The organism is Dehalococcoidia bacterium (assembly GCA_022451965.1).
GTDB lineage: Bacteria > Chloroflexota > Dehalococcoidia > Lucifugimonadales > Lucifugimonadaceae > TMED-70.
This window is the reverse complement of record JAKUNJ010000006.1, coordinates 88,418-108,188: the sequence shown is the minus strand read 5'-3', so window position 1 is coordinate 108,188 and position 19,771 is coordinate 88,418. Positions and strand designations below refer to the sequence as shown.

19 protein-coding genes and 1 tRNA gene are annotated in these 19,771 nt (G+C 30.0%); 10 read left to right on the top strand and 10 right to left on the bottom strand.

Going from position 1 to position 19,771, the window contains the following annotated elements; all coding sequences use genetic code 11:
- The first annotated feature begins 17 nt into the window (after window positions 1-17).
- Complete coding sequence (polA, locus tag MK083_04465) at window positions 18-2,783, top strand: DNA polymerase I (GenBank protein ID MCH2673706.1); 2,766 nt, start codon at window positions 18-20, stop codon at window positions 2,781-2,783.
- A gap of 38 nt (window positions 2,784-2,821) precedes the next feature.
- Window positions 2,822-2,911: transfer RNA gene (locus tag MK083_04460), tRNA-Ser, on the top strand.
- A 25-nt stretch (window positions 2,912-2,936) separates the two neighbouring features.
- On the opposite strand, the gene MK083_04455 is transcribed toward MK083_04460, so the two are convergent.
- Entirely contained in the window at window positions 2,937-4,730 is a 1,794-nt protein-coding gene (locus MK083_04455) for an ATP-binding cassette domain-containing protein (protein MCH2673705.1), read from the bottom strand.
- A gap of 243 nt (window positions 4,731-4,973) precedes the next feature.
- Between MK083_04455 and sucC the strand changes: the two genes are divergently transcribed.
- The 4 genes from sucC (at window position 4,974) to MK083_04435 (ending at window position 8,829) form a co-directional block, all read left to right on the top strand.
- Window positions 4,974-6,182, top strand: a complete 1,209-nt coding sequence (sucC, locus tag MK083_04450; GenBank protein MCH2673704.1) for an ADP-forming succinate--CoA ligase subunit beta — start codon at window positions 4,974-4,976, stop codon at window positions 6,180-6,182.
- Complete coding sequence (sucD, locus tag MK083_04445; GenBank protein ID MCH2673703.1) at window positions 6,179-7,042, top strand: succinate--CoA ligase subunit alpha; 864 nt, start codon at window positions 6,179-6,181, stop codon at window positions 7,040-7,042. The genes sucC and sucD overlap by 4 nt, the downstream gene beginning before the upstream one ends.
- 173 nt (window positions 7,043-7,215) lie before the next feature.
- A complete protein-coding gene (locus MK083_04440; GenBank protein MCH2673702.1) occupies window positions 7,216-8,022 on the top strand; it encodes an alpha/beta hydrolase in 807 nt (268 codons plus the stop codon).
- Window positions 8,023-8,829, top strand: a complete 807-nt coding sequence (locus MK083_04435) for an alpha/beta hydrolase (protein ID MCH2673701.1) — start codon at window positions 8,023-8,025, stop codon at window positions 8,827-8,829. It begins immediately after the preceding gene.
- Here MK083_04435 and MK083_04430 read toward each other — a convergent pair.
- Genes MK083_04430 through moeB form a run of 6 tightly spaced genes read right to left on the bottom strand, consistent with a single transcriptional unit; the run spans window position 8,815 to window position 14,103 of the window.
- The gene (locus MK083_04430) at window positions 8,815-9,324 is read right to left on the bottom strand and encodes a phosphatidylglycerophosphatase A (GenBank protein ID MCH2673700.1); all 510 of its coding nucleotides are present in this window, start codon (window positions 9,322-9,324) and stop codon (window positions 8,815-8,817) included. The genes MK083_04435 and MK083_04430 overlap by 15 nt on opposite strands.
- A gap of 7 nt (window positions 9,325-9,331) precedes the next feature.
- Entirely contained in the window at window positions 9,332-10,108 is a 777-nt protein-coding gene (locus tag MK083_04425) for a TIM barrel protein (GenBank protein MCH2673699.1), read from the bottom strand.
- Entirely contained in the window at window positions 10,101-10,886 is a 786-nt protein-coding gene (locus MK083_04420; GenBank protein ID MCH2673698.1) for a TIM barrel protein, read from the bottom strand. Before MK083_04420 ends, MK083_04425 begins: the two co-directional genes overlap by 8 nt.
- Window positions 10,887-10,896: 10 nt before the next feature.
- On the bottom strand, window positions 10,897-12,324 hold the full coding sequence (locus MK083_04415) for an amidase family protein (protein ID MCH2673697.1): 1,428 nt from the start codon (window positions 12,322-12,324) through the stop codon (window positions 10,897-10,899).
- Window position 12,325: 1 nt separating this feature from the next.
- Window positions 12,326-13,285, bottom strand: a complete 960-nt coding sequence (locus MK083_04410; protein MCH2673696.1) for a pyridoxal-phosphate dependent enzyme — start codon at window positions 13,283-13,285, stop codon at window positions 12,326-12,328.
- A gap of 5 nt (window positions 13,286-13,290) precedes the next feature.
- Entirely contained in the window at window positions 13,291-14,103 is an 813-nt protein-coding gene (gene moeB, locus MK083_04405) for a molybdopterin-synthase adenylyltransferase MoeB (GenBank protein MCH2673695.1), read from the bottom strand.
- Between the two features lie 244 nt (window positions 14,104-14,347).
- On the opposite strand from moeB, the gene MK083_04400 reads away from it, so the two are divergent.
- Entirely contained in the window at window positions 14,348-15,190 is an 843-nt protein-coding gene (locus MK083_04400) for an SDR family oxidoreductase (protein ID MCH2673694.1), read from the top strand.
- On the opposite strand, the gene MK083_04395 is transcribed toward MK083_04400, so the two are convergent.
- Window positions 15,187-15,609 carry an Rrf2 family transcriptional regulator gene (locus tag MK083_04395; protein MCH2673693.1) on the bottom strand — a complete coding sequence of 141 codons (423 nt, stop codon included), beginning with the start codon at window positions 15,607-15,609 and terminating at the stop codon, window positions 15,187-15,189. The genes MK083_04400 and MK083_04395 overlap by 4 nt on opposite strands.
- 141 nt (window positions 15,610-15,750) lie before the next feature.
- Here MK083_04395 and MK083_04390 point away from each other — a divergent pair, with 141 nt between their 5' ends.
- Both MK083_04390 and MK083_04385 read left to right on the top strand, forming a co-directional pair.
- The gene (locus MK083_04390) at window positions 15,751-16,440 is read left to right on the top strand and encodes a 50S ribosomal protein L25 (protein MCH2673692.1); all 690 of its coding nucleotides are present in this window, start codon (window positions 15,751-15,753) and stop codon (window positions 16,438-16,440) included.
- Window positions 16,441-16,473: 33 nt separating this feature from the next.
- On the top strand, window positions 16,474-17,670 hold the full coding sequence (locus MK083_04385) for an aspartate/tyrosine/aromatic aminotransferase (GenBank protein MCH2673691.1): 1,197 nt from the start codon (window positions 16,474-16,476) through the stop codon (window positions 17,668-17,670).
- Window positions 17,671-17,687: 17 nt separating this feature from the next.
- Here MK083_04385 and MK083_04380 read toward each other — a convergent pair whose 3' ends face one another.
- Complete coding sequence (locus MK083_04380; GenBank protein MCH2673690.1) at window positions 17,688-18,968, bottom strand: DUF1015 domain-containing protein; 1,281 nt, start codon at window positions 18,966-18,968, stop codon at window positions 17,688-17,690.
- Window positions 18,969-19,077: 109 nt separating this feature from the next.
- Between MK083_04380 and MK083_04375 the strand changes: the two genes are divergently transcribed.
- Complete coding sequence (locus MK083_04375; GenBank protein MCH2673689.1) at window positions 19,078-19,290, top strand: hypothetical protein; 213 nt, start codon at window positions 19,078-19,080, stop codon at window positions 19,288-19,290.
- A gap of 3 nt (window positions 19,291-19,293) precedes the next feature.
- On the opposite strand, the gene MK083_04370 is transcribed toward MK083_04375, so the two are convergent.
- A complete protein-coding gene (locus MK083_04370) occupies window positions 19,294-19,734 on the bottom strand; it encodes a GNAT family N-acetyltransferase (protein MCH2673688.1) in 441 nt (146 codons plus the stop codon).
- Window positions 19,735-19,771 lie beyond the last annotated feature (37 nt).

Here is a 19,771-nt window from a genome sequence, read left to right as displayed (position 1 = left end):
CCATTAGTATCTAATAAATGGTAACAAAAAAAGAAAAGCTGTTAATTGTAGACGGCCATGCGATGGTTTTTAGAGCATGGTTCTCTATACCTGAAAGACTAAATAGCAAAAAAATAGATACTAGAGGTGCATTTGGTTTTATTAATACCCTAATTAAATCAATAAGAGAAAATAATATTACTCATGTAGCTGTATGCTTTGATACTAAGGCAGCGACTTTTAGAGACGAAATATTCCCAGAATATAAAGCCCAAAGGCCTCCAGTAGATCCAGATCTTCATAAACAAATACCCATCGCAAAAGAATTACTGGAATCTTTAGATATTCCAGTTTTTGAAAAGGATGGATTTGAAGCAGATGATTTGGTGGGTACCATAAGTAATATCGCAAATTCAAAAAATATAAATTGTTTGATACTTACAGGAGATGCTGATCAACTACAATTAGTTAACAAAAAAACTAATGTATTAATGTATTCAGGATTTGGAGATATAAGAATATATGATGAAAAAAAAGTTCAAGATAGATATGATGGACTTGGGCCTGAATATATTGCTGAAATAAAAGCACTTGAAGGAGACCCATCAGATAATATACCTGGTGTACCAGGTATTGGTAAAAAGGCCGCAAGAGCTTTACTCTCTGAATTTGGACATTTTGATTCTTTGTTTCAAAATATAGAAAAAATATCTAATCTCAGCATAAGAGGTTCCAAAAGAATACAAAATATATTATCTGAAAATATTGAAATAGCCAAAAAAGGCTTAAGTCTTACTCAAATAATTCGAGACGTTGAAATTGATTTCTCAATTATTAATTGTGAATTTACAAATCATAATACTGAAAAGATAAGGAAAGCTTTTGAGCATTATGAATTAAGAAATAGTTTTAATAACCTTAAACGATTGATTGAATTCCCAGAAGAAGTACAACTTCAAATTAAAGTTGATTCTGACAACAAGGACATACCAAGTGACCAACTAGTGCTAATAAATGACCAAAACTCATTTAATTTAATGATTAATGATTTGAATAGTTCTGATCATTTTTCTTTTGATACAGAAACTACTGGATTAAGAACTCTTGAAGATGAAATTATAGGTATTTCGTTTTGTAGTTCAGAAAATAAATCATACTATCTAGTTATTAAACACGATAATATTGATATAAGTTTTAACGACAATAATTTTGAAATAATTAAATCGTTGTTTGAAAATCCAAAAATATCAAAATCTGCTCACAATGCTAATTTTGATATTATGGTCCTAAAAAATTTTGGAATAGAAGTAGAAAATCTAAATTTTGATACTGTTATTGCAGCATCATTATGTGGAAGAAAAAGATTAGGATTAAAAAACTTATCATCAGAGATCTTACAGATAAATATGACTAGGATAGAAGAGTTAATTGGCACAGGAAAGAACCAAAAAACTCTTAATCAAGCAGATATATCCAATGTTTACAAGTATGCTGCTGCAGATTCATTAATTACTTACAAGCTTAGAAATTTTTTTATGGAAGAGTTAAAAAAATTTGATCAAGAAAATTTATTTTACAATGTAGAAATTCCTTTGATTAAAGAAATTATAAATATGCAATTTAATGGATTCTTAATTGATTCTGAAAAATTAATAAGTATGTCTGATAAGCTAGAAATTGAACTAAGTGAGCTAGATCAAGGCATTCATAATATTTATCCAGAGAAAGACTTTAATCTAAATTCAGGGAAACAAGTCGCAGACATACTAATAAATGAATTAGGTGCTCCAACAATCAAAAAAACGAAAACAGGAATATCAGTGGATGCAGATGTACTTGAAACATATTCTAAAAATAAAGAATTAGACGAAAGGGTAACGCAAATATCTTCTGGTATCCTAAGATATAGGGAATTATCTAAAATCAAATCTACTTACGTAGACTCTCTGCCTAATTTAGTAAATAAAAAAACAAAACGTATTCATACAACCTTCAATCAACTGGGGACTTCAACTGGGAGATTATCAAGCCAAAACCCAAATGTTCAAAATATTCCTGTAAGGTCAGACATTGGAAGGGAAGTAAGATCTGCATTCATAGCAGATACAAAAAAGAATTTTCAAATGTTATCAGTAGATTACTCTCAGATAGAATTAAGAGTTTTGGCACATCTTTCAAAAGAAGAGAACTTAATAAAGGCTTTTGTTAACGGTGAAGATATACATAATTCAACTGCTAAACTTATGTATTCTACTGAAGAAGTTTCTTCAGAACAAAGAAGAATAGCAAAAATTCTAAATTTTGGAGTATTATACGGTTTAGGGCCTCACGGAGTTTCTCAACAAACTGACCTAACAAGACAACAGGGAAAAGAGTTTATTGATTTATACTTTGGTAAATATCCAGGAATTAAGGATTTTCAAAAACAACAAATTAACTCATCAAAATCAAGTGGATACTCTGAAACTTTGCTTGGCAGGAGAAGATACTTAGATGATATTAATTCTCCAAATGCCAGAACTAGAGGATTTGCCGAAAGAATTGCAATAAATATGCCTATTCAAGGGACTGCAGCTGAAATAATAAAAATTGCAATGATAAATTTAGGAAATGAAATAAGAAATAATCTTATGAAATCTAAAATGCTAATTCAGGTGCATGATGAACTTATATTCGAGGTAGGTCCAGGAGAGCTGATGGAGCTAAGTATGATGATTAATGAAATAATGCCAAATGCAATTAAATTAGATGTACCTGTACTTGTAGATATAAAAACTGGTGACAGTTGGGGCAAATTAGAATAATTTTCTTATATAATAAAAGTTGTCTGTTTTCGTTTTTTGGAGGGGTGGCTGAGTGGTTGAAAGCGTCTGTCTTGAAAACAGGAGTATCCGTAAGGGTACCGCAGGTTCGAATCCTGTCCCCTCCGCCATTAATTTAAGAATTAAAAATCTAATTTATTCTGTCTCTAAAAGCCATGAATCTTCAAGCGACTCAATTTGATTGTTTATATTTTCATATTCTTCAGAGAGAAAATTAAGTTTTTCATAATCTGAAATATTTTCATTTGCAGACAATTTTTTTTCTAAATCTTTTTTTTCTTCAGTAAGTCTTTTTATTTTATTTTCCAAATTTCTGATTTTTTTTCTATCGTTATTATTTTTATTTTTGGAATTTTCTTTATTTTTTTTATCATTACTTAGTGAAGATCTATACTCATCAAGATCTCCTAAAAAATTGCTTACTTTGCCATTTTTGACCATTACTAATTGGTCAGCTACATTCTCTACAAGTTTAGAATCATGGCTTACAAGAATAACGCATCCTTCAAAGTCATTTAGTGCATTAATAAGAGAAGTTCTGGAGTCAATGTCAAGATGATTTGTGGGTTCATCAAGTAATAAAATATTCGGACAATCATAACTAATCAAACAAAGAATGAGTCTTGTTTTTTCTCCTCCAGATAATTTATGTATTTTAGTTTCAGATTTTGTTTTATCAAATCCAAATTTACCTAACACACCTCTTATTTTCAAGTCATCTTCATTTTTTAATTTTTCAGATAATACTTCAAATGGAGTTAATTCTAATTCTAGCTCTTCAGACAAATGCTGAGCAAAATATCCAATCTTTATATTTCTGTTCTTTGAGATAGTTCCTTTCATTGGCTTAATTATTCCTGAAATCAATTTAATTAAAGTAGACTTCCCATTCCCATTAGCACCTAATAAAGCTATTCTGCTATCATTTGATATGCTAAGGTTTATTCCTTGAAGTACAGGGGTTTTTGTTTCATATCCAACATCAACCTCGTTCAAAACAATCATTGAGGTACCAAGATTTTTTGGTTTAGGAAAAGAAAACTTAATAGATCTATCAGTAATAACTGCATCAACAAAATCCATTTTTTCTAATGATTTCAATCTACTTTGTGCCTGCTTTGCTTTACTAGCTTTAGAACCAAATCGATTTACAAATTTTAGAACATTTTTCTTATATGCTTCCTGTTTTTCAAATAATAATTGTTGACTTATTTTTTTTTGAGCATATTGTTTTTCAAACTGATCATAATTACCTGTATATAAGTTTAGTTTTAACTGGTCAATATGAATAATATGAGACACTGTTTTATTTAAGGTTTCTCTATCATGACTAATTAATATAAAGGAATTTTTATAATTTACTAAAAAATTCTCCAACCAAGAGTTAGATTCAAAATCTAAGTGATTTGTAGGTTCGTCAAGTAATAATAGATCAGGTTCATTGAACAAAGCTGCGGCAAGCCCTACTCTCATTCTCCATCCACCTGAAAAGTCACTTAGAGGCTTTGATTGATCTGTTTTATTAAAACCAAGACCAGAAAGTATAGCTGAAGCTCTCCAATCAGAGTCGTATGCATTAATTTCATCCAACTTATTAAGAATAAAAGATATTCTATTAGGATTTACAGAAGTCTCTAATTCTTTGAGTAAATTTTGTTCAGTAATTCTACTTGATAGGACAAAATCTAATAAACTCAATTCAACTTTTTGTATTTCTTGCTCTAATATACCAATTGTCCTGTTAGACTTTAAGTTTATTTTTCCTTCCTCTAAGGATAAATTTTTAGTTATTAAGTTAAATAAAGTAGATTTACCGATACCATTTGATCCAACTAGTCCTATATGATAATTCTCAGGAATTTGTAACGAGGTGTTTTCAAATAATTTTCTCTTGGAGATAGAGTATGAAATATTTTTGAATTCAAGCATAAAAAAGATTTAAAAAATAAAAAATTATTTTTCTCTTTTTGCTAAGTAATTATTTATTAATTGCAAGACTACAAGCCAAGCTGCTGTTGACCCAAAAACAATTATCAAAGCCCACAATGCTTCCATTTTAATCTCCTCATTATTCTTGAACTAATATACTAATTATATGACAAAGATTAAAAAAAAATTAGAAACTAACCCAAAAAACTATTATGAAATACATCATAATAGGATTTAATTACTTTGTCAGTAATTAAAATTGTAAGAATTTCATTAATGAATTTACACGAATATCAATCTAGAAACTTGTTAAATCACTATAATGTTTTATTCCCCTTAGGAAAAGTTGGATCATCTCCAGAAGAAATATATGATATTTCTGAGGAATTCTTTGGAAAAGTGGTTGTAAAGGCACAAATCCATTCTGGTGGAAGAGGTAAAGCCGGTGGCGTAAAGTTATGTAATACAAGTGAGGAAGCAAAAGTTTTTGCTAAGCAAATTTTAGGTAGAAAGATTGTAACGAATCAAACTGATTCAGATGGAGTCATTGTAGAAAAATTACTAGTTACTGAAATAACAGATATTCAAAAAGAATTTTATTTATCGATAATAATTGATCCTGATTTTGAAAGTCCAGTTCTTATACTCTCATCAGAAGGTGGAATGGATATAGAAACTGTAGCTGAAGAGACCCCAGAAAAAATAATAAAGTTACAGTTTGACCCAATATTGGGAACTAAACCATACGAATTAAGAAAAACTATAAGATCACTAAATCTTCCTAAAGAGTCACAGAGTGACTTCATAAACTTAATTTTAAATTTATATAAAGCATTCCTAGAAACAGATAGTACACTCATAGAAATCAATCCTCTTGTTTTAGACAATAAAAATAAACTTATCCCATTAGATTGTAAGATAAATATTGATGATGATAGCTTTTTTAGACAAAAAGAAATTTTTAAGCTACGAGATAAGAACCAAGAAAATCCAATTGAAACTAGAGCAAAGGATTTTGATCTAGCATATGTCAAATTAGATCAAGGAAATGTAGGATGCTTGGTGAATGGAGCTGGGTTAGCAATGGCGACTATGGATGTAACTACTAAGTCTGGATGCTTCCCTGCAAATTTTCTTGATGTTGGTGGATCTACAGATAAGGAAAAAATCAAAGAAGCTTTTAGAATCCTGGTTTCAGACAAAAATGTTAAGTTTTTACTGGTAAATTTATTTGCAGGAATTGCCAGAGCTGACCTAATAGCAGAAGGAATCGTTGAAGCAGCTAAAGAAGCTTCGTTTAATCTCCCTATAATTGTATCAATGAGAGGTACTAATTCTGAAAAAGGTTTTTCTATTCTTAAGAATTCTAATTTAGATATACATATTGCAAAAAATTTAGGTAATGCTGCCGAACTTCTTACTAATTTAAGCAAGGATAGTATTAACAAATGAAATTAGATAAAAATACAAAGGTTCTAATTCAAGGTCTAGGAAAGGATGGTACCTTTCAAGCTCGAAGATCGATTGAGTATGGAACTAATGTTGTTGCTTGTGTGCATCCCAAAAGAGAGGGAACCTTGTTTGATGAAAATATTCCTTATTTTGAAACAGTTAAGGATGCAGTAAGTAAAACAAACGCAAATGTCGGAGTCATCTATGTTCCTGCTGCTTTTGCTATGGATGCAATAATTGAACAAATAGATGCAAAATTAGAAATAGTTGTTTGTATCACTGAAGGCATACCAATTCACGACATGATTAAGGTAAAAAATTACATTAAAGATAAAAATACAACTTTGATAGGACCAAATTGTCCTGGTTTGATTTTTCCAAAATTAAAAATAAAAATTGGTATTATTCCTAGTAATATTTGTAAGGAGGGTAAGGTAGGTGTTGTGTCTAGATCAGGAACTCTAACCTATGAAGCAATTTCTCAAATTGGAGAAGTCGGTCTTGGGCAATCAATTTGTATAGGAATAGGTGGTGACCCAATACATGGAACAAGTTTTGTAGATGTTCTAGAATTTTTTGAAAGAGATAGCAATACTGATTCTATAGTCTTAATTGGAGAAATTGGTGGAACAAAAGAACAGGAAGCAGCAGAATATATTAAGAATAAAATCTCAAAACCTGTAGTATTTTCAATAGCAGGGACTACAGCACCTAAAGGCAAAAGAATGGGGCATGCTGGAGCGGTAATTAGTGGGAAAATGGGACTAGCAGCGGAAAAAATAAAAGCACTTAAAGATGCTGGAGCTCATCATGCTAGTGATCCTTCAAGAATAGGTGAAACTCTCAAAACTATAATTTAGTATGTACATCTTAATAGAATATAGATGAAAGGGATAATTTATGGATGATAAAGAATATTATGAAAAAATAAAAAAAGTTAATAAAGAAAATCTATACAAGAAAATAAATAAAAATAAATCTGATAAATGGAAAAACTTTGAAGTTACCGGCAAGCTAAGTAATAAATAGATTAATGTATAAAGAATTTTTTTGTCATACTAATGATGTAGCAATCAATATTGCATCAAGAGAGAAAAGAGAGAACTATATAAATATATTTTTTGTCCACGGTTTTTTAGAAAGATGGCAATCTTGGAAAAAAATAATGGATAATATGCCAAAAAATTATAACGTTTTTTCAGTAGACCTTAGAGGATTTGGTAGATCTGGTAAAACACTAATATCTCATAAAAGATCTACTTGGGCAGATGATATTTCAAACATAATTTCTAAACTCAATTTAAAAAATATCTATTTAGTAGGACACTCATTAGGAGGCCCAATTGTAGCTTCAGTTTCATCAAAAAATTATAATCAAATTAAAGGAGTTATTTTAGAGGATCCATTTTTAGGAACTCAACCTGTAGATAAAACAGGAAGAGCAAGTAGAGGGAAAATAGTTGCAGAAACAATAGATAATTCTAAAAGTTTAAATGAAGCAATCATTAAATTGAAAAAATTAAGACCCGACTGGAGAGATGATATACCCGTAGAGATAGCAACTGCCAGAATGTTTACTGACAATTTTTTATTAGAAGTACCAAGAAAATTCAAAGATGATTTTTCAATTGAAGAAATATATAAAAATGTAAAAAATGACACAATTTTGAATCACTCAAATCCAGATTTTGGAGGAATAAATTCTGAAGAAAATATAAATTATCTTAAAAATTTAAATTCATCTATTAAGATAAATAAATGGGAAAAATCAGGTCATAATATACATAGAGACTTCCCTGCAGAATTTTCTAAATCCATACTTGAATTCATAGAAAACTAAATGAAAAATTATTTCCTAGTTGAAAATAAAAAGATATTCTTCCAAAAGTTTGGAGATGGTCCTCCAATAATTTTACTTCATGGAATTTCCAATTCATCTAAAACATGGAATAACATATCAAAAAAATTATCAAAAATTCGCACAGTTTATCTTATAGATTTTAGAGGTCATGGAAATTCTGATCATTTCGATAATTACGAATGGATAAATTTTAGTAATGATATAGTAGCTTTTATAGAAAAAAATATAGATTCTAAAGTAGAAATAATTGGACATTCATTAGGGGCATGTGTTGCAACAAAAGTCAGCCAAATACTCAAAACCAATATTAAAGCATTAATACTTGAAGACCCTCCATTCTTTACTCACAAAAGACAGGGAGAAAAAGGAATAAGTCAAAGATTTCAGCATAATTTACATTTATCAAAGAATTTTAATTCTAAAAATAAAATTTTAGAAAAATTAAAAAATAATTCTAAATTATCTAACGTTAAGAACTTAGAATTAATTTCTGAAAACCTAGCTAATCTTGATTACAAAGTTTTAGAAGCAACTATCAATGGAGAAGCATTGAAATCTTTTCATCCTGAAGAAATTCTTCTAGAAATTTCAGGAATCAGAACATTATTATTAGCTGGAGACGAAATAAAAACTGGTGGAGTAATAACAAGTACAGAGATAAAAAAAATTAAAAGCATTATGAATAATCTAGAAGTTATTCATCTTAAAGAAATAGGTCACAATATTCATGATGAAATCCCTGAAGAATTTGAAAATATAGTTTTCAATTTCCTAGATAACGGGTAATTCAATAAAAGATTCTATTATTACAACAAAAATAAGAGTAAAAACTCCTGCAACTATATCATCACCCAATACTCCATATGCTTTAGGAAGGTCTTCAAATTTATTAATTGGATAAGGCTTAAAAATATCAAAGAATCTAAATATAAAAAAAGCAAGTATAAAGGCAAATAAATTATATTCTAATATTACGATAGGAATATACATTCCAACCCATTCATCAAAAACAACATGATGAGGATCTGGATCATCTTTAGAAATAGATCTATTTATAGTAATTATACCTAGTGGTAAATATAAAATTAATATTATTAGATTTATTATTAAGAATAAATTTTCAGAAAAATCAAAAAAATCAACTAGCAAATATCTTAATAAAATAAAATAGATTAGGCAAAATAAAGCAGCCCAGCTTCCTCCTCCTCTTAAGGGGAAATATCCAATATAAAATACAGATGATACTAATTTAGAGAAAGTAGTAATTTTTTTAGAATTCATGGCTGTATTATAAATTATTTTTTAGCCATGATAATGAATCATTAGTATTAACTAAAGGTGAATATTCACAACCAACCCATCCTTCATAATTTATTTCATCTAATAAATTAAAAATATGCTTATAGTTTATTTCTCCTGTTCCAGGTTCATTTCTTCCTGGATTATCTGCAATTTGAATATGACCGATCTTATCCTGTAATGCAATAATTTTTCTAGATAAATCACCTTCCATAATTTGCATGTGATAAACATCATAAAGAAGATATGCATTTTCATGGTTAATTTCTTCAATCAGATCTATTCCCTGTTTTGATGTATTAATAAAAAATCCTGGTTGATCTACTGTATTTATTGGTTCAATTAAGGTTTTTATATTTTTTTCTGATAACTTTTCAGATGCTATTCTTTGATTTTCAACTAAAACATTATAAATTTCATCATCATCAAAATTTTCTGGCTTTGTTCCTATCCCTGTATTTATCCCAATGCAACCGAGGTTTGAAGCATAATTAATTCCTAATTCTAGTCTTTCCAAAAATAGATCTTTTCTATCAGGCCTAAGTGCTATATTTGCTAAGTTGGTATCTGGATCTTGCACTGGTAAATTTATTATTACATGTTTTAATTTATATAAATCTAATTTTTCTCTAATTTGGTCAACTTCCAAAGAATAAGGGGCCTGTAATTCGACTCCTTCAAACCCAGATTTTGAAGCTTGTTCATATCTATCTATAAGATCATATTCGTTATACATGAACTGTAAATTTGCTTCAAATTTAGGCACTTTTCCCTCCGATATTATCTATCCAAGATAAACCCTTAATTGTATCTCCTAGAGGTGAATACTCACATCCAATCCATCCTAGATAATTTTCAGACAAATGTTTAAAAACATTTTCATAATTTATCTCTCCTGAACCTGGTTCATTTCTACCTGGGTTATCTGCAATTTGAATATGTCCAATTTTATCCTTATTATTATCAAAGGTTCTAATAATATCTCCTTCCATAATTTGCATATGATAAATATCATATTGAATTTTTACTGAATCTAAATTAATCTCATCAATAATTTTTCTGCAATGTTTAGTATTAGAAATAAAATAATTAGGGGCATCGATAGTATTTAGAGCCTCTACTAAGATCATGATATTTGTATTTTTTAATACATCAGATGCATAATTAAGATTTTCAATCAAAGTATCGTGTAACTGAGATTTGGTAAATTTACCATTATCTATCCCAACTAAAACTGTAAGCCTTTCACAGCTCAAATGATTGGCATATTCTAAAGCTTTGTGTACACCTTCTTGAAACTCTGATTTTCTATCAGGAAAAATTGCAATTCCTCGATCTCCAGCTGCAAAATCACCAGCTGGAAAATCAAACAAAATTTGTTTTAGATTATTTTTTTCTAACTCTGCTTTTATATCGTGTTTATCAAAATCATAAGGGAAAAGATATTCCACTCCTTCAAAGCCATTTTCTTTGGCAAGTGTAAACTTTTCTAAAAATTCAACTTCATTAAATAACATAGATAGGTTTGCTGCATATTTATTCATAAAATACTCCTTAAGATATTAATTTGGGTTTCGTTTTATAATAATTTGTTTCTGATTCAAAAACTTTTGCTAATTCTAGAATTTTCAATTCGTTAAGTTTTTTACTAACTATTTGTATTCCTATAGGTAATCCATCTTTACTAAATCCTGATGGAATACTTACACTTGGACAGCCTGTGGCAGTTATTGCATAACAAAGAGCCATCCAATCTATATATGTATTTAATTCTGTTCCGTCTATATTTTTTATATATTCTTGATCTATATCAAAAGGAAGAACGCTAGTAGTTGGTAAAATTAGAAAGTCATATTGATTAAAAAATTCTGAAATTTTTTGATCAATAATAGATCTTTGTGATTCTGCTTCAGATATTTCTAAGGAAGAAAGACTCATACCTTTCTCAACGTTCCAAATTATTGTATCTTTCATCAGATGTTTATTATTTTTTATGTGATCTTTATGTTCATCAGCAAAAATATAAGCTCTTAGAACTTGAAATACATTATCTACATTTGGAAGAGAAGGTGCTGCTTCTTCTAATTCGAAACCGAGATTCGCAAAGGTTTTTACAGAATTATTAAAAGATTCTCTGATTTCTTTTGATACAGGATATTGACCTAAATCAGGAGTAAAAGCTATTTTTTGATTTAAGTTTTTAATATTTTTTATCTCTGAAAAAATTTTGGGATCTTCATTTATACTATTTCCGATTCTATTGTCATAACCTGCCATTATTGACAAAAATATAGATAGATCATCTATATTTCTTGCCATTGGTCCGTTAACACTCAAAGTGTTATATGGTTTAGAGTTTGGAAGATTAGGAACTCTACCTATAGTGGTTCTGAATCCAACTACATTATTCCATGCAGCAGGATTTCTTAATGAACCTCCCATGTCAGATCCTTGAGCTATCGTAATCAATCTGGCTGCAAGAGCGGCTCCTGCTCCACCGCTAGATCCTCCTGCTGTTTTATCTAAATTATATGGATTAACAGTTGTATCAAAAACTTCATTAAATGTATGGGAGCCTGCTCCAAACTCAGGCGTATTAGTTTTACCTAAAATGATCGCACCTGAAGATTTAATTTTTTTTACAACTAAATCATCTTCATCAGGTATGTAGTTTGAATAAATTGGAGATCCTTTAGTTGTCCTAATTCCTTTAGTTAAATTCAGATCTTTTATGAATGTTGGAATACCCGACAAAGGTGATGAAAAATCAAAATTTTGATCTATTTTTTTTGCATGTTCAATAGCCATTTCAGGTGTAAATGTACAAACTGCATTTATCAAGGGATTATAAGTTTCAATCTGTTGAATATGCAAATTTACTAATTCTTCAGATGTTATATTTTTTGTTTTTAATAATTTTTTTATTTCAGAAATTTTCATCTCTAAAATATTTTGCTTTTCAGATTTTGAAAAATTATTCAAACTACCACCAAACTTTTCCGTCAATATCTTTTGATATTTCTGAAAATTCCTTCTCATAAATCCCACTAGAAAGATATTTCCATCCTCCATCAGCAAAAATAGTTACTATTACTGAATTTTTTAATCTTCTAGACATTTTTATACATGTAGCTAAGGTTGCTCCAGACGAAACTCCGACAAATAAACCATGAGTTTCCATAACTTTTTTTGTCCAATAAAAAGATTCTTCAGCTTCTACCATAATTCTGCCATCAATTTTATCAAGATCAAGTATTGGAGGTATATAGCCGTGTTCAATTGAACGTAGTCCTTGAACAACATCATCTGGATGAGGAGCAGTTGCTATGATTTTTATAGATTCATTAAATTCCTTGGCCCTTTTACCGACTCCCATTAACGTACCTCCAGTCCCAAGGCCTGCTACAAAATGAGTAATATTTGGCATTTGATCAAGTATCTCTGGACCCGTTGTGTAATAATGTGCTTTTATACTCGCTTGATTACCATATTGAAATGGCATAAAGAAATCAGGATTTTCAGATGCAATTTTTTGAGCTAATTTTATAGAACCATTTGTACCATCTTTTCCCTCAGAAAAAATAATTTTTGCCCCAAAAGATTTTAGTAAAGCTACTCTTTCTGTACTTACTGAATCTGGCATTACAGCTATCATTTTATAGCCTCTAATTTTGGATATCATAGCAAGAGCAATGCCTGTATTTCCTGATGTTGGTTCAATTATAGTCTGCCCAGGACTTAATTTATTATTTTTTTCAGCATCAAAAATTAGACATCTAGCTACCCTATCTTTAATAGACCCTGTCGGATTTTCTCCTTCTAATTTAGCATAAATTTTCACAGAAATATTTTCACTTAGTGAAGAAAGATCTATCAAGCTAGTTTTACCTATATTACTTAATGTACCTGTATTAAATTTTTCAATACTTAATTTTGTACTCATTCAAATTAACTTACTGGAACTCCACAGAAAATTTCATAATCAATTAATTCTTTAACTTCTGGATTTTCACCACATAGTTTACAATTTGGATTTTTCCTAACTTTAATCTCTCTAAATTCCATACTCAATGCTTCTATTAATAACATTCTTCCTGAAAGAGATTCACCTACTCCTAGAATAATTTTTATTGTTTCCAAGGCTTGGATAGAGCCAACTAATCCCGGAAGTGCTCCAATGACCCCAGCTTCTGCGCAGCTCGGTACTTCGCCTGGAGGTGGGGGATCAGGAAATATACATCTGTAACATCCATTGCCAGGTATATAAGTTGTAGCTTGTCCATCGAATATTAAAATAGCTCCATCAACTAAAGGTTTATTTAGTAGGAATGCTGCATCATTTGCTAAATATCTAGTAGCAAAATTATCTGCCCCATTTATGATTATGTCGTAGTTTTCCATTATTTCGAATGCATTATAAGAATTTATAGGTTCTTCATGTATAGTGACATTAACATCAGGATTATGAGCAATTAAGGTTTCTTTAGCAGACTCTACTTTTCTCTTACCTACATCTGCATCAGTATGCAAGATTTGTCTTTGTAGATTAGATGTATCTACAACATCAAAATCAACAATTCCAATATTACCAACACCTGCCAGAGCAAGATAAAGTGCAACAGGTGATCCTAAACCTCCTGCACCAATAATCAATACCTTTGAATCAATTAGTGCTCTTTGCCCCTTACTACCTACATTAGGCATTATAAGATGCCTACTGTATCTTTCAACTTGAGAAGGATTTAATTGAGTGATGGCCATAATTTACTCCAAAATTTCGTTTAAACAAAAAAACCCCTAAAATTTGGGGTTTCGAACAATATTAAAATAATTTTAATTAGAGTTCGATAGCTCTCCAACAACAAAGATTTAAATTTATACTTAGTATATTCATATTTACATTATATATATAAAAAGAAAAGATTTATATTGATTTTTCATGCAAAAAAAATCATATATATGTATAAATGAATAATATAAGAAAATTGATATATAGGAGACTGAGATGCCGTCAGGACAAAGGCTAGAAAATAAAGTAGCTATAGTTACGGGTGCTGGAACTAGAGGAGAAATAGCTGGAACTGGACAAGCAGCAGCTATATTAATGGCTAAAGAAGGTGCAAAAGTATTACTAAGTGACATTGATATTGATAGAGCAGAAGAAACTCTTAATTCTATTGAAAAAGAGGGCGGAATAGGAAAAATATTTATAGGAGATGTCACTTCTGAAAAAGATTGTGAAGCGATGATAAAAGAGTCCGTAAAACAATTTGGAAAATTAGATATTTTATTTAATAATGTTGGTGGACCCGGTGGTGGTATGGTTACTGAAATTGAAGAAGAGGATTGGCACAGATCAATTGATCTAAACATGAAAAGTGCTGTGATGGGATCAAAATATGCTATTCCGGCAATGGAAAAATCTGGGGGTGGTTCTATTATTAATGTTTCATCCATTGACGGTACTCAGGCTGGGTCAACTAGAAATGTTCCTTATTCTATTTCTAAAGCAGCTATTTCTCATTTATCTCGAATAATGGCAGTTCACCACGGTAGGCAAAATATTAGAGTAAATTGCGTTGCTCCTGGTCATGTTTATGGAGCCTTTCCAAATAGATTTAAGAAAATGGAAGAAAATTGGAGAGAATTAAGAAAAAAGGCTGGCCCCCTGGGGACTGAGGGTACGGCGTGGGATGTAGGTTGGGCAGTTGTTTATCTAGCTAGTGATGAAGCTAAGTGGGTAACTGGAGTTGTATTACCTGTAGATGCTGGGGTACAAGCAGCGTCTCCTCTATCAATGTTAGGCGATATCATGGGATCAGATGAACCAAAGAGTAATATGTACTAGTTGAATTTTACTTCTTGGTTAAGAATGCTTTGTCTGTTAGATAATTCAAAAATAGATATTTTACTAAGATGATCAATTAGAACATTTTCAACATCTTTCCATAGCTCTCTTTGACTGCAAGAACTGGTATGAATACAAATATCTAAATCATCAAGGCAATCAACTGGGGAAAGTGTGTAGTCTAAAATTTTAATTATCTCAGATACATATAGGTTTTTTGGATCAACTATAATTTCATGACCACCATGAGGACCTCTAGTAGAGGAAATTACTCCAGATTTTTGAAGATCGTTAGCTATTCTTTGCAAAAACTTTATTGGAATTCCCTGATCTTTAGATACTTCCTCTGTTTTAATTAGGCCTTTATCTTTATTAATGGATAAATATACTAACAACCTAAGTGCATAATCTATCTTCATTGGTATTAACATACTCTTAATACTAGCATAAATGACTATTAATACATCGTTTTTGATTTAAATTGCACCATAAAAACATCTAAAATAGATAAGATGTCTTATACTTAAAGCTAGATCAATTAAAAAGATATTGGAATAAAAATGGCAGAAGTAAAATTAGAAACTCAAAATAGAAATATATTTGGAAAGAAAAATAATTCCCTAAGAAAATCTGGAATTATTCCAATAAATATGTATGGACTTGGCGAATCAATTAGCCTACAAGTTGAAGAGGATATTCTGTATAAGACTCTCAAGGAAGTTGGTTTTACAACTCCACTAAAAATATCTGTAGAAGGTAAAGATGAAACATATACATTGGTTAGAAATATATCTACACATCCTGTAACTGATAAATTAATTCATGTTGATTTCTTGAGAGTTGACATGGAAAAAGCAATAGAAGTTCAAGTGCCGGTTTCTCTTGTAAATCAAGAAGATGCTCCTGGTACCAGGGGTGGCGCAGGGGTTGTAACTCAAGGTACTTATGAAGTGACGATTTTAGCTAAACCTCTTGAAATTCCATCAATTTTGGAAGCTGATTGTTCAATATTAGTAGACTTAGAAACCTATGTTTATGCAAAAGACCTAAATATTCCTAAAGGAGCTGAACTAACTTCAGATCCAGAATCTCAAATTGCATGGATTCAACCACCTAGAGTTCAGGTTACTGAGGAGGAAATGGCAGCATTATCCGGAGACTCAGAAGATGGTGAAGAAGGAACAGGAGATGAATCTTCCGAAGGAGTACCAGATGAATCTTCTCAAGAGCAATCCAACGATGACCAGTAAAATTTATTAGATAAACACTATTACTTAGATAAAATGTTTTTTAATGATGTAAATGAAGCACCAAAAGATCCAATTCTAGGGTTGTCTGAAGAATATACTAATGATTCAAATCCTAATAAGGTTAACTTGGCCGTTGGCGTGTATCAAGATGATAATGGTAGAACTAGTACATTTGAATCAGTACTAGAAGCAGAAAAGATTATTCTTGATATGGATTTATCAAAAACTTATAAACCTATTGATGGAGATAAAGAGTTTCTTGATAAATCTATTGAAATGATAGTAGGGAAAGAAATTTTAGAAGAAAATGATATTTTTCCCATTGCATTAAATACTCCTGGAGGAACAGGGGCACTCAAGCTAGTTTCTGAATTTTTACATCTTTTTTCTAAAGATTCAACAATTTGGTTTAGTAATCCTACTTGGGCTAATCATAAGCCTATTTTTGAGTCTTCAGGTTTTAACTCAAATACTTATGATTACTTTGATAAAAGTACTAATAAAATTGACTTTCAACTTATGATTACCAATATAAATAAAATTCCTGAAGGAGATATTATTGTTCTTCATGGATGTTGTCATAATCCTACTGGTTGTGACTTAAGTCTCGATCAATGGAAAGAGTTATCTTTGTTGCTGAAAAAAAAGAAAATTATAACGATTTGTGATTTTGCTTACCAAGGTCTGGGTGATGGAATAGAAGAGGATGCTATGGGAGTAAGGATATTATCTGAAGAGTTAGATGATGTATTTATTTGCTCTAGCTACTCAAAAAATTTTGGTTTATACAGTGAAAGAGTAGGATGTTTAATCTACAAAAGTAGAGATAAAAATAAGTCTTTAAATATCCTTAGTCAACTAAAGAAAACAGCTAGAACAATATATTCAAATCCACCAGCACACGGTTCAGAAATTGTAAAGATTATACTCAAGGATAATGAATTAAGAAAATTATGGATCAAAGACTTAACAATATTGAGAGAAAGAATAAAGAAGATGAGATCATCTCTAGATTCTAATCTTAAAAACCTTGGATGTAAGAAAGACTTTTCTTTTATTGTAGATCAAAAAGGAATGTTTAGTTTTAGTGGAATAAATAGTGAACAAGTAAAAAAGCTTAAGAGTGATTACTCAATTTACATTGTCGAGTCTGGAAGAATTAATGTTGCCGGGATTACAAGTAAAAACATCGATTACATTAGTAAATGTATGTATGAAACGATTGGATAGTATCAAATAATACAAAATTAAATTTTACCTTCTAGACTTTGAAATACTAGACCAGCAGGTGGCTTGGGTAAAAAATTAGTAACTTTTGGAGGCAGTCTTTCACCAGAATTTACAGCAGATAAAAAACTATTCATTGGGATTGGTCTCATCATTAGTATTGCATAATTACCATCAGATCGAAGTAAATTGTTTATCTCTTTGAGATCTGTCTCAAACATTATATTTTCTTCATAATTGGACTTAAAATTTTGGGGCATAAAATTTTCATGGATAAATGTATAATCATTTATTTGTGAAAGATTATTTTCTGTATATTTATAAGTTCGAATCTCATTAGCATTCTTTATTATTATTCCAAAATGAATATAATTAAAATTCTTTTCCTCGCAAACATTTTCATAAAATTCATTAACAAAATTTTCATGAATTTTAATATTTGATTTACTAATAGATTGAATATTTTTGTTAAGAGTAATTTTTTTTTCTAGATCCGTAAGATCATCAGAATTCATTCTCAAGTACCTATGATAAGATCTTGTAATCAATCCTGGCTCATTCATGGATATTAGCTGAATCATTCTATAGTTAATTGATTCATCTGAATTGATTTCTCTTTTAGATCGAATATTTGACAAATATCTAAGACCTGCTTCATATCTATGATGACCATCAGCAATATAAATTTTTGAATCAATAAATTTTTTACAAATTAATGAAATTGTACCTCGATCTGTTACTCTCCAAACTTTTATTTTTTGGAGACCATCAGGAGCAATATCAATATAAGGCTTTTTACCTGAAATAGATTTCACCAAATTTGCTACGGTTTCTCTAGAGTCATCCTTATAAAGACATAGCAAGGGACTATAATTTGATTTTGCTACATCCATTAATTTAAATCTATCTTCAACCCATTTATCTCTAGTTTTTTCATGAGGCATAACTATTCTTTTAGAATAGTCTTCAACTTTAATTGCACAGATAAAACCTTTTCTAGTTATGATTTTGTCTTCATATAAGAATTCTTCTTCTGTGACATATATTGAAGGTGAATCATCTTGAATTAATACACCATCTTGAATCCATTTTTTCTGAGTTTCTGCAGCAGAAAAATAAGGATCTTCATCTAATCCTCTCAAGCCTAGTTCTAACCTAACTGTGTTGTAATTACTTACATCATAAAGTTTTCTTTGAAGAGTAGAAGAAATACTATCAAAAGGAGGACAAACGTTTAAGGATAAATCTCCTGAAATCTTTTGATTATATCTTATGCCTTTAAATGGAAACAGTTCTGCCATAAAATTAGATTATATTTTTTTCTTATTTAGTTATTTTATAGAAAATTTGAAGAAAACATTGTAAGCTTATAAATTTTATTTATCATTATAGAAAAATGATGGAGGAAATATGGCAGGAAGTAAAAAATCTATTTCTTTTGAAATACAATCTGATTTAGTTGAGATGTTGAATGATGCAGTAGAAAAATATGATTTACCTGATATAAATAAGGCTATGAGATGTATTTTAGACTATGTAGCTTCTGATGGAGATTGGGAAAATATTTTCAATACTAGAAGATGCCTCAGATGCGGAAGTAAGTCTGGATGGGAAAAAGAATAATATCTAATTCTTGATTTTCTTAAACATTTCTATATGGGGAATTTTAGCTTCAATAAAAATCTCTCCTTTCGTTTGATAGCCTGAATTTATATAAAAGTTCTTAATATATTCTTGAGAATTTAGAGAAACTATTTCTGCTCCTAAATTCAAAGCAGCAGTTTCTAAAAATCTTAAAATAATTGTTCCATATCCTAATTTTCTATAATTTCTCAAGACTGCCATCCTACCTATTTTCATTTTTTTTTCTGTTATGTACATTAGCCTTCCTGTAGCAACAGGTTTTAAGTCTAAAAATCCTATAACATTGAAAAAAGATGAGTCTAAGTCATCAAGTTCTTCTTCCTCAGGAACTCCTTGCTCCTCAATAAAAACTTTTCTTCTTATTTCTAAGCATTCAGAAATAAGTTTTTTTGTAGAAGCTTGAATGACCTCTAATCTATTCATTTATAACACTTCCAAAATCATGCTTAGTATCTATAAT

Coding starts and splice junctions, on each gene's coding strand:
- MK083_04400 (MCH2673694.1), top strand. CDS start 14,348: ATGCCGTCAGGACAAAGGCTAGAAAATAAAGTAGCTATAGTTACGGGT.
- MK083_04390 (MCH2673692.1), top strand. CDS start 15,751: ATGGCAGAAGTAAAATTAGAAACTCAAAATAGAAATATATTTGGAAAG.
- MK083_04430 (MCH2673700.1), bottom strand. CDS start 9,324: ATGAATTCTAAAAAAATTACTACTTTCTCTAAATTAGTATCATCTGTA.
- MK083_04395 (MCH2673693.1), bottom strand. CDS start 15,609: ATGAAGATAGATTATGCACTTAGGTTGTTAGTATATTTATCCATTAAT.
- MK083_04420 (MCH2673698.1), bottom strand. CDS start 10,886: ATGAATAAATATGCAGCAAACCTATCTATGTTATTTAATGAAGTTGAA.
- MK083_04375 (MCH2673689.1), top strand. CDS start 19,078: ATGGCAGGAAGTAAAAAATCTATTTCTTTTGAAATACAATCTGATTTA.
- MK083_04380 (MCH2673690.1), bottom strand. CDS start 18,968: ATGGCAGAACTGTTTCCATTTAAAGGCATAAGATATAATCAAAAGATT.
- MK083_04385 (MCH2673691.1), top strand. CDS start 16,474: ATGTTTTTTAATGATGTAAATGAAGCACCAAAAGATCCAATTCTAGGG.
- MK083_04410 (MCH2673696.1), bottom strand. CDS start 13,285: ATGAGTACAAAATTAAGTATTGAAAAATTTAATACAGGTACATTAAGT.
- MK083_04455 (MCH2673705.1), bottom strand. CDS start 4,730: ATGCTTGAATTCAAAAATATTTCATACTCTATCTCCAAGAGAAAATTA.
- MK083_04370 (MCH2673688.1), bottom strand. CDS start 19,734: ATGAATAGATTAGAGGTCATTCAAGCTTCTACAAAAAAACTTATTTCT.
- moeB (MCH2673695.1), bottom strand. CDS start 14,103: ATGGCCATCACTCAATTAAATCCTTCTCAAGTTGAAAGATACAGTAGG.
- MK083_04435 (MCH2673701.1), top strand. CDS start 8,023: ATGAAAAATTATTTCCTAGTTGAAAATAAAAAGATATTCTTCCAAAAG.
- polA (MCH2673706.1), top strand. CDS start 18: ATGGTAACAAAAAAAGAAAAGCTGTTAATTGTAGACGGCCATGCGATG.
- MK083_04440 (MCH2673702.1), top strand. CDS start 7,216: ATGTATAAAGAATTTTTTTGTCATACTAATGATGTAGCAATCAATATT.
- sucD (MCH2673703.1), top strand. CDS start 6,179: ATGAAATTAGATAAAAATACAAAGGTTCTAATTCAAGGTCTAGGAAAG.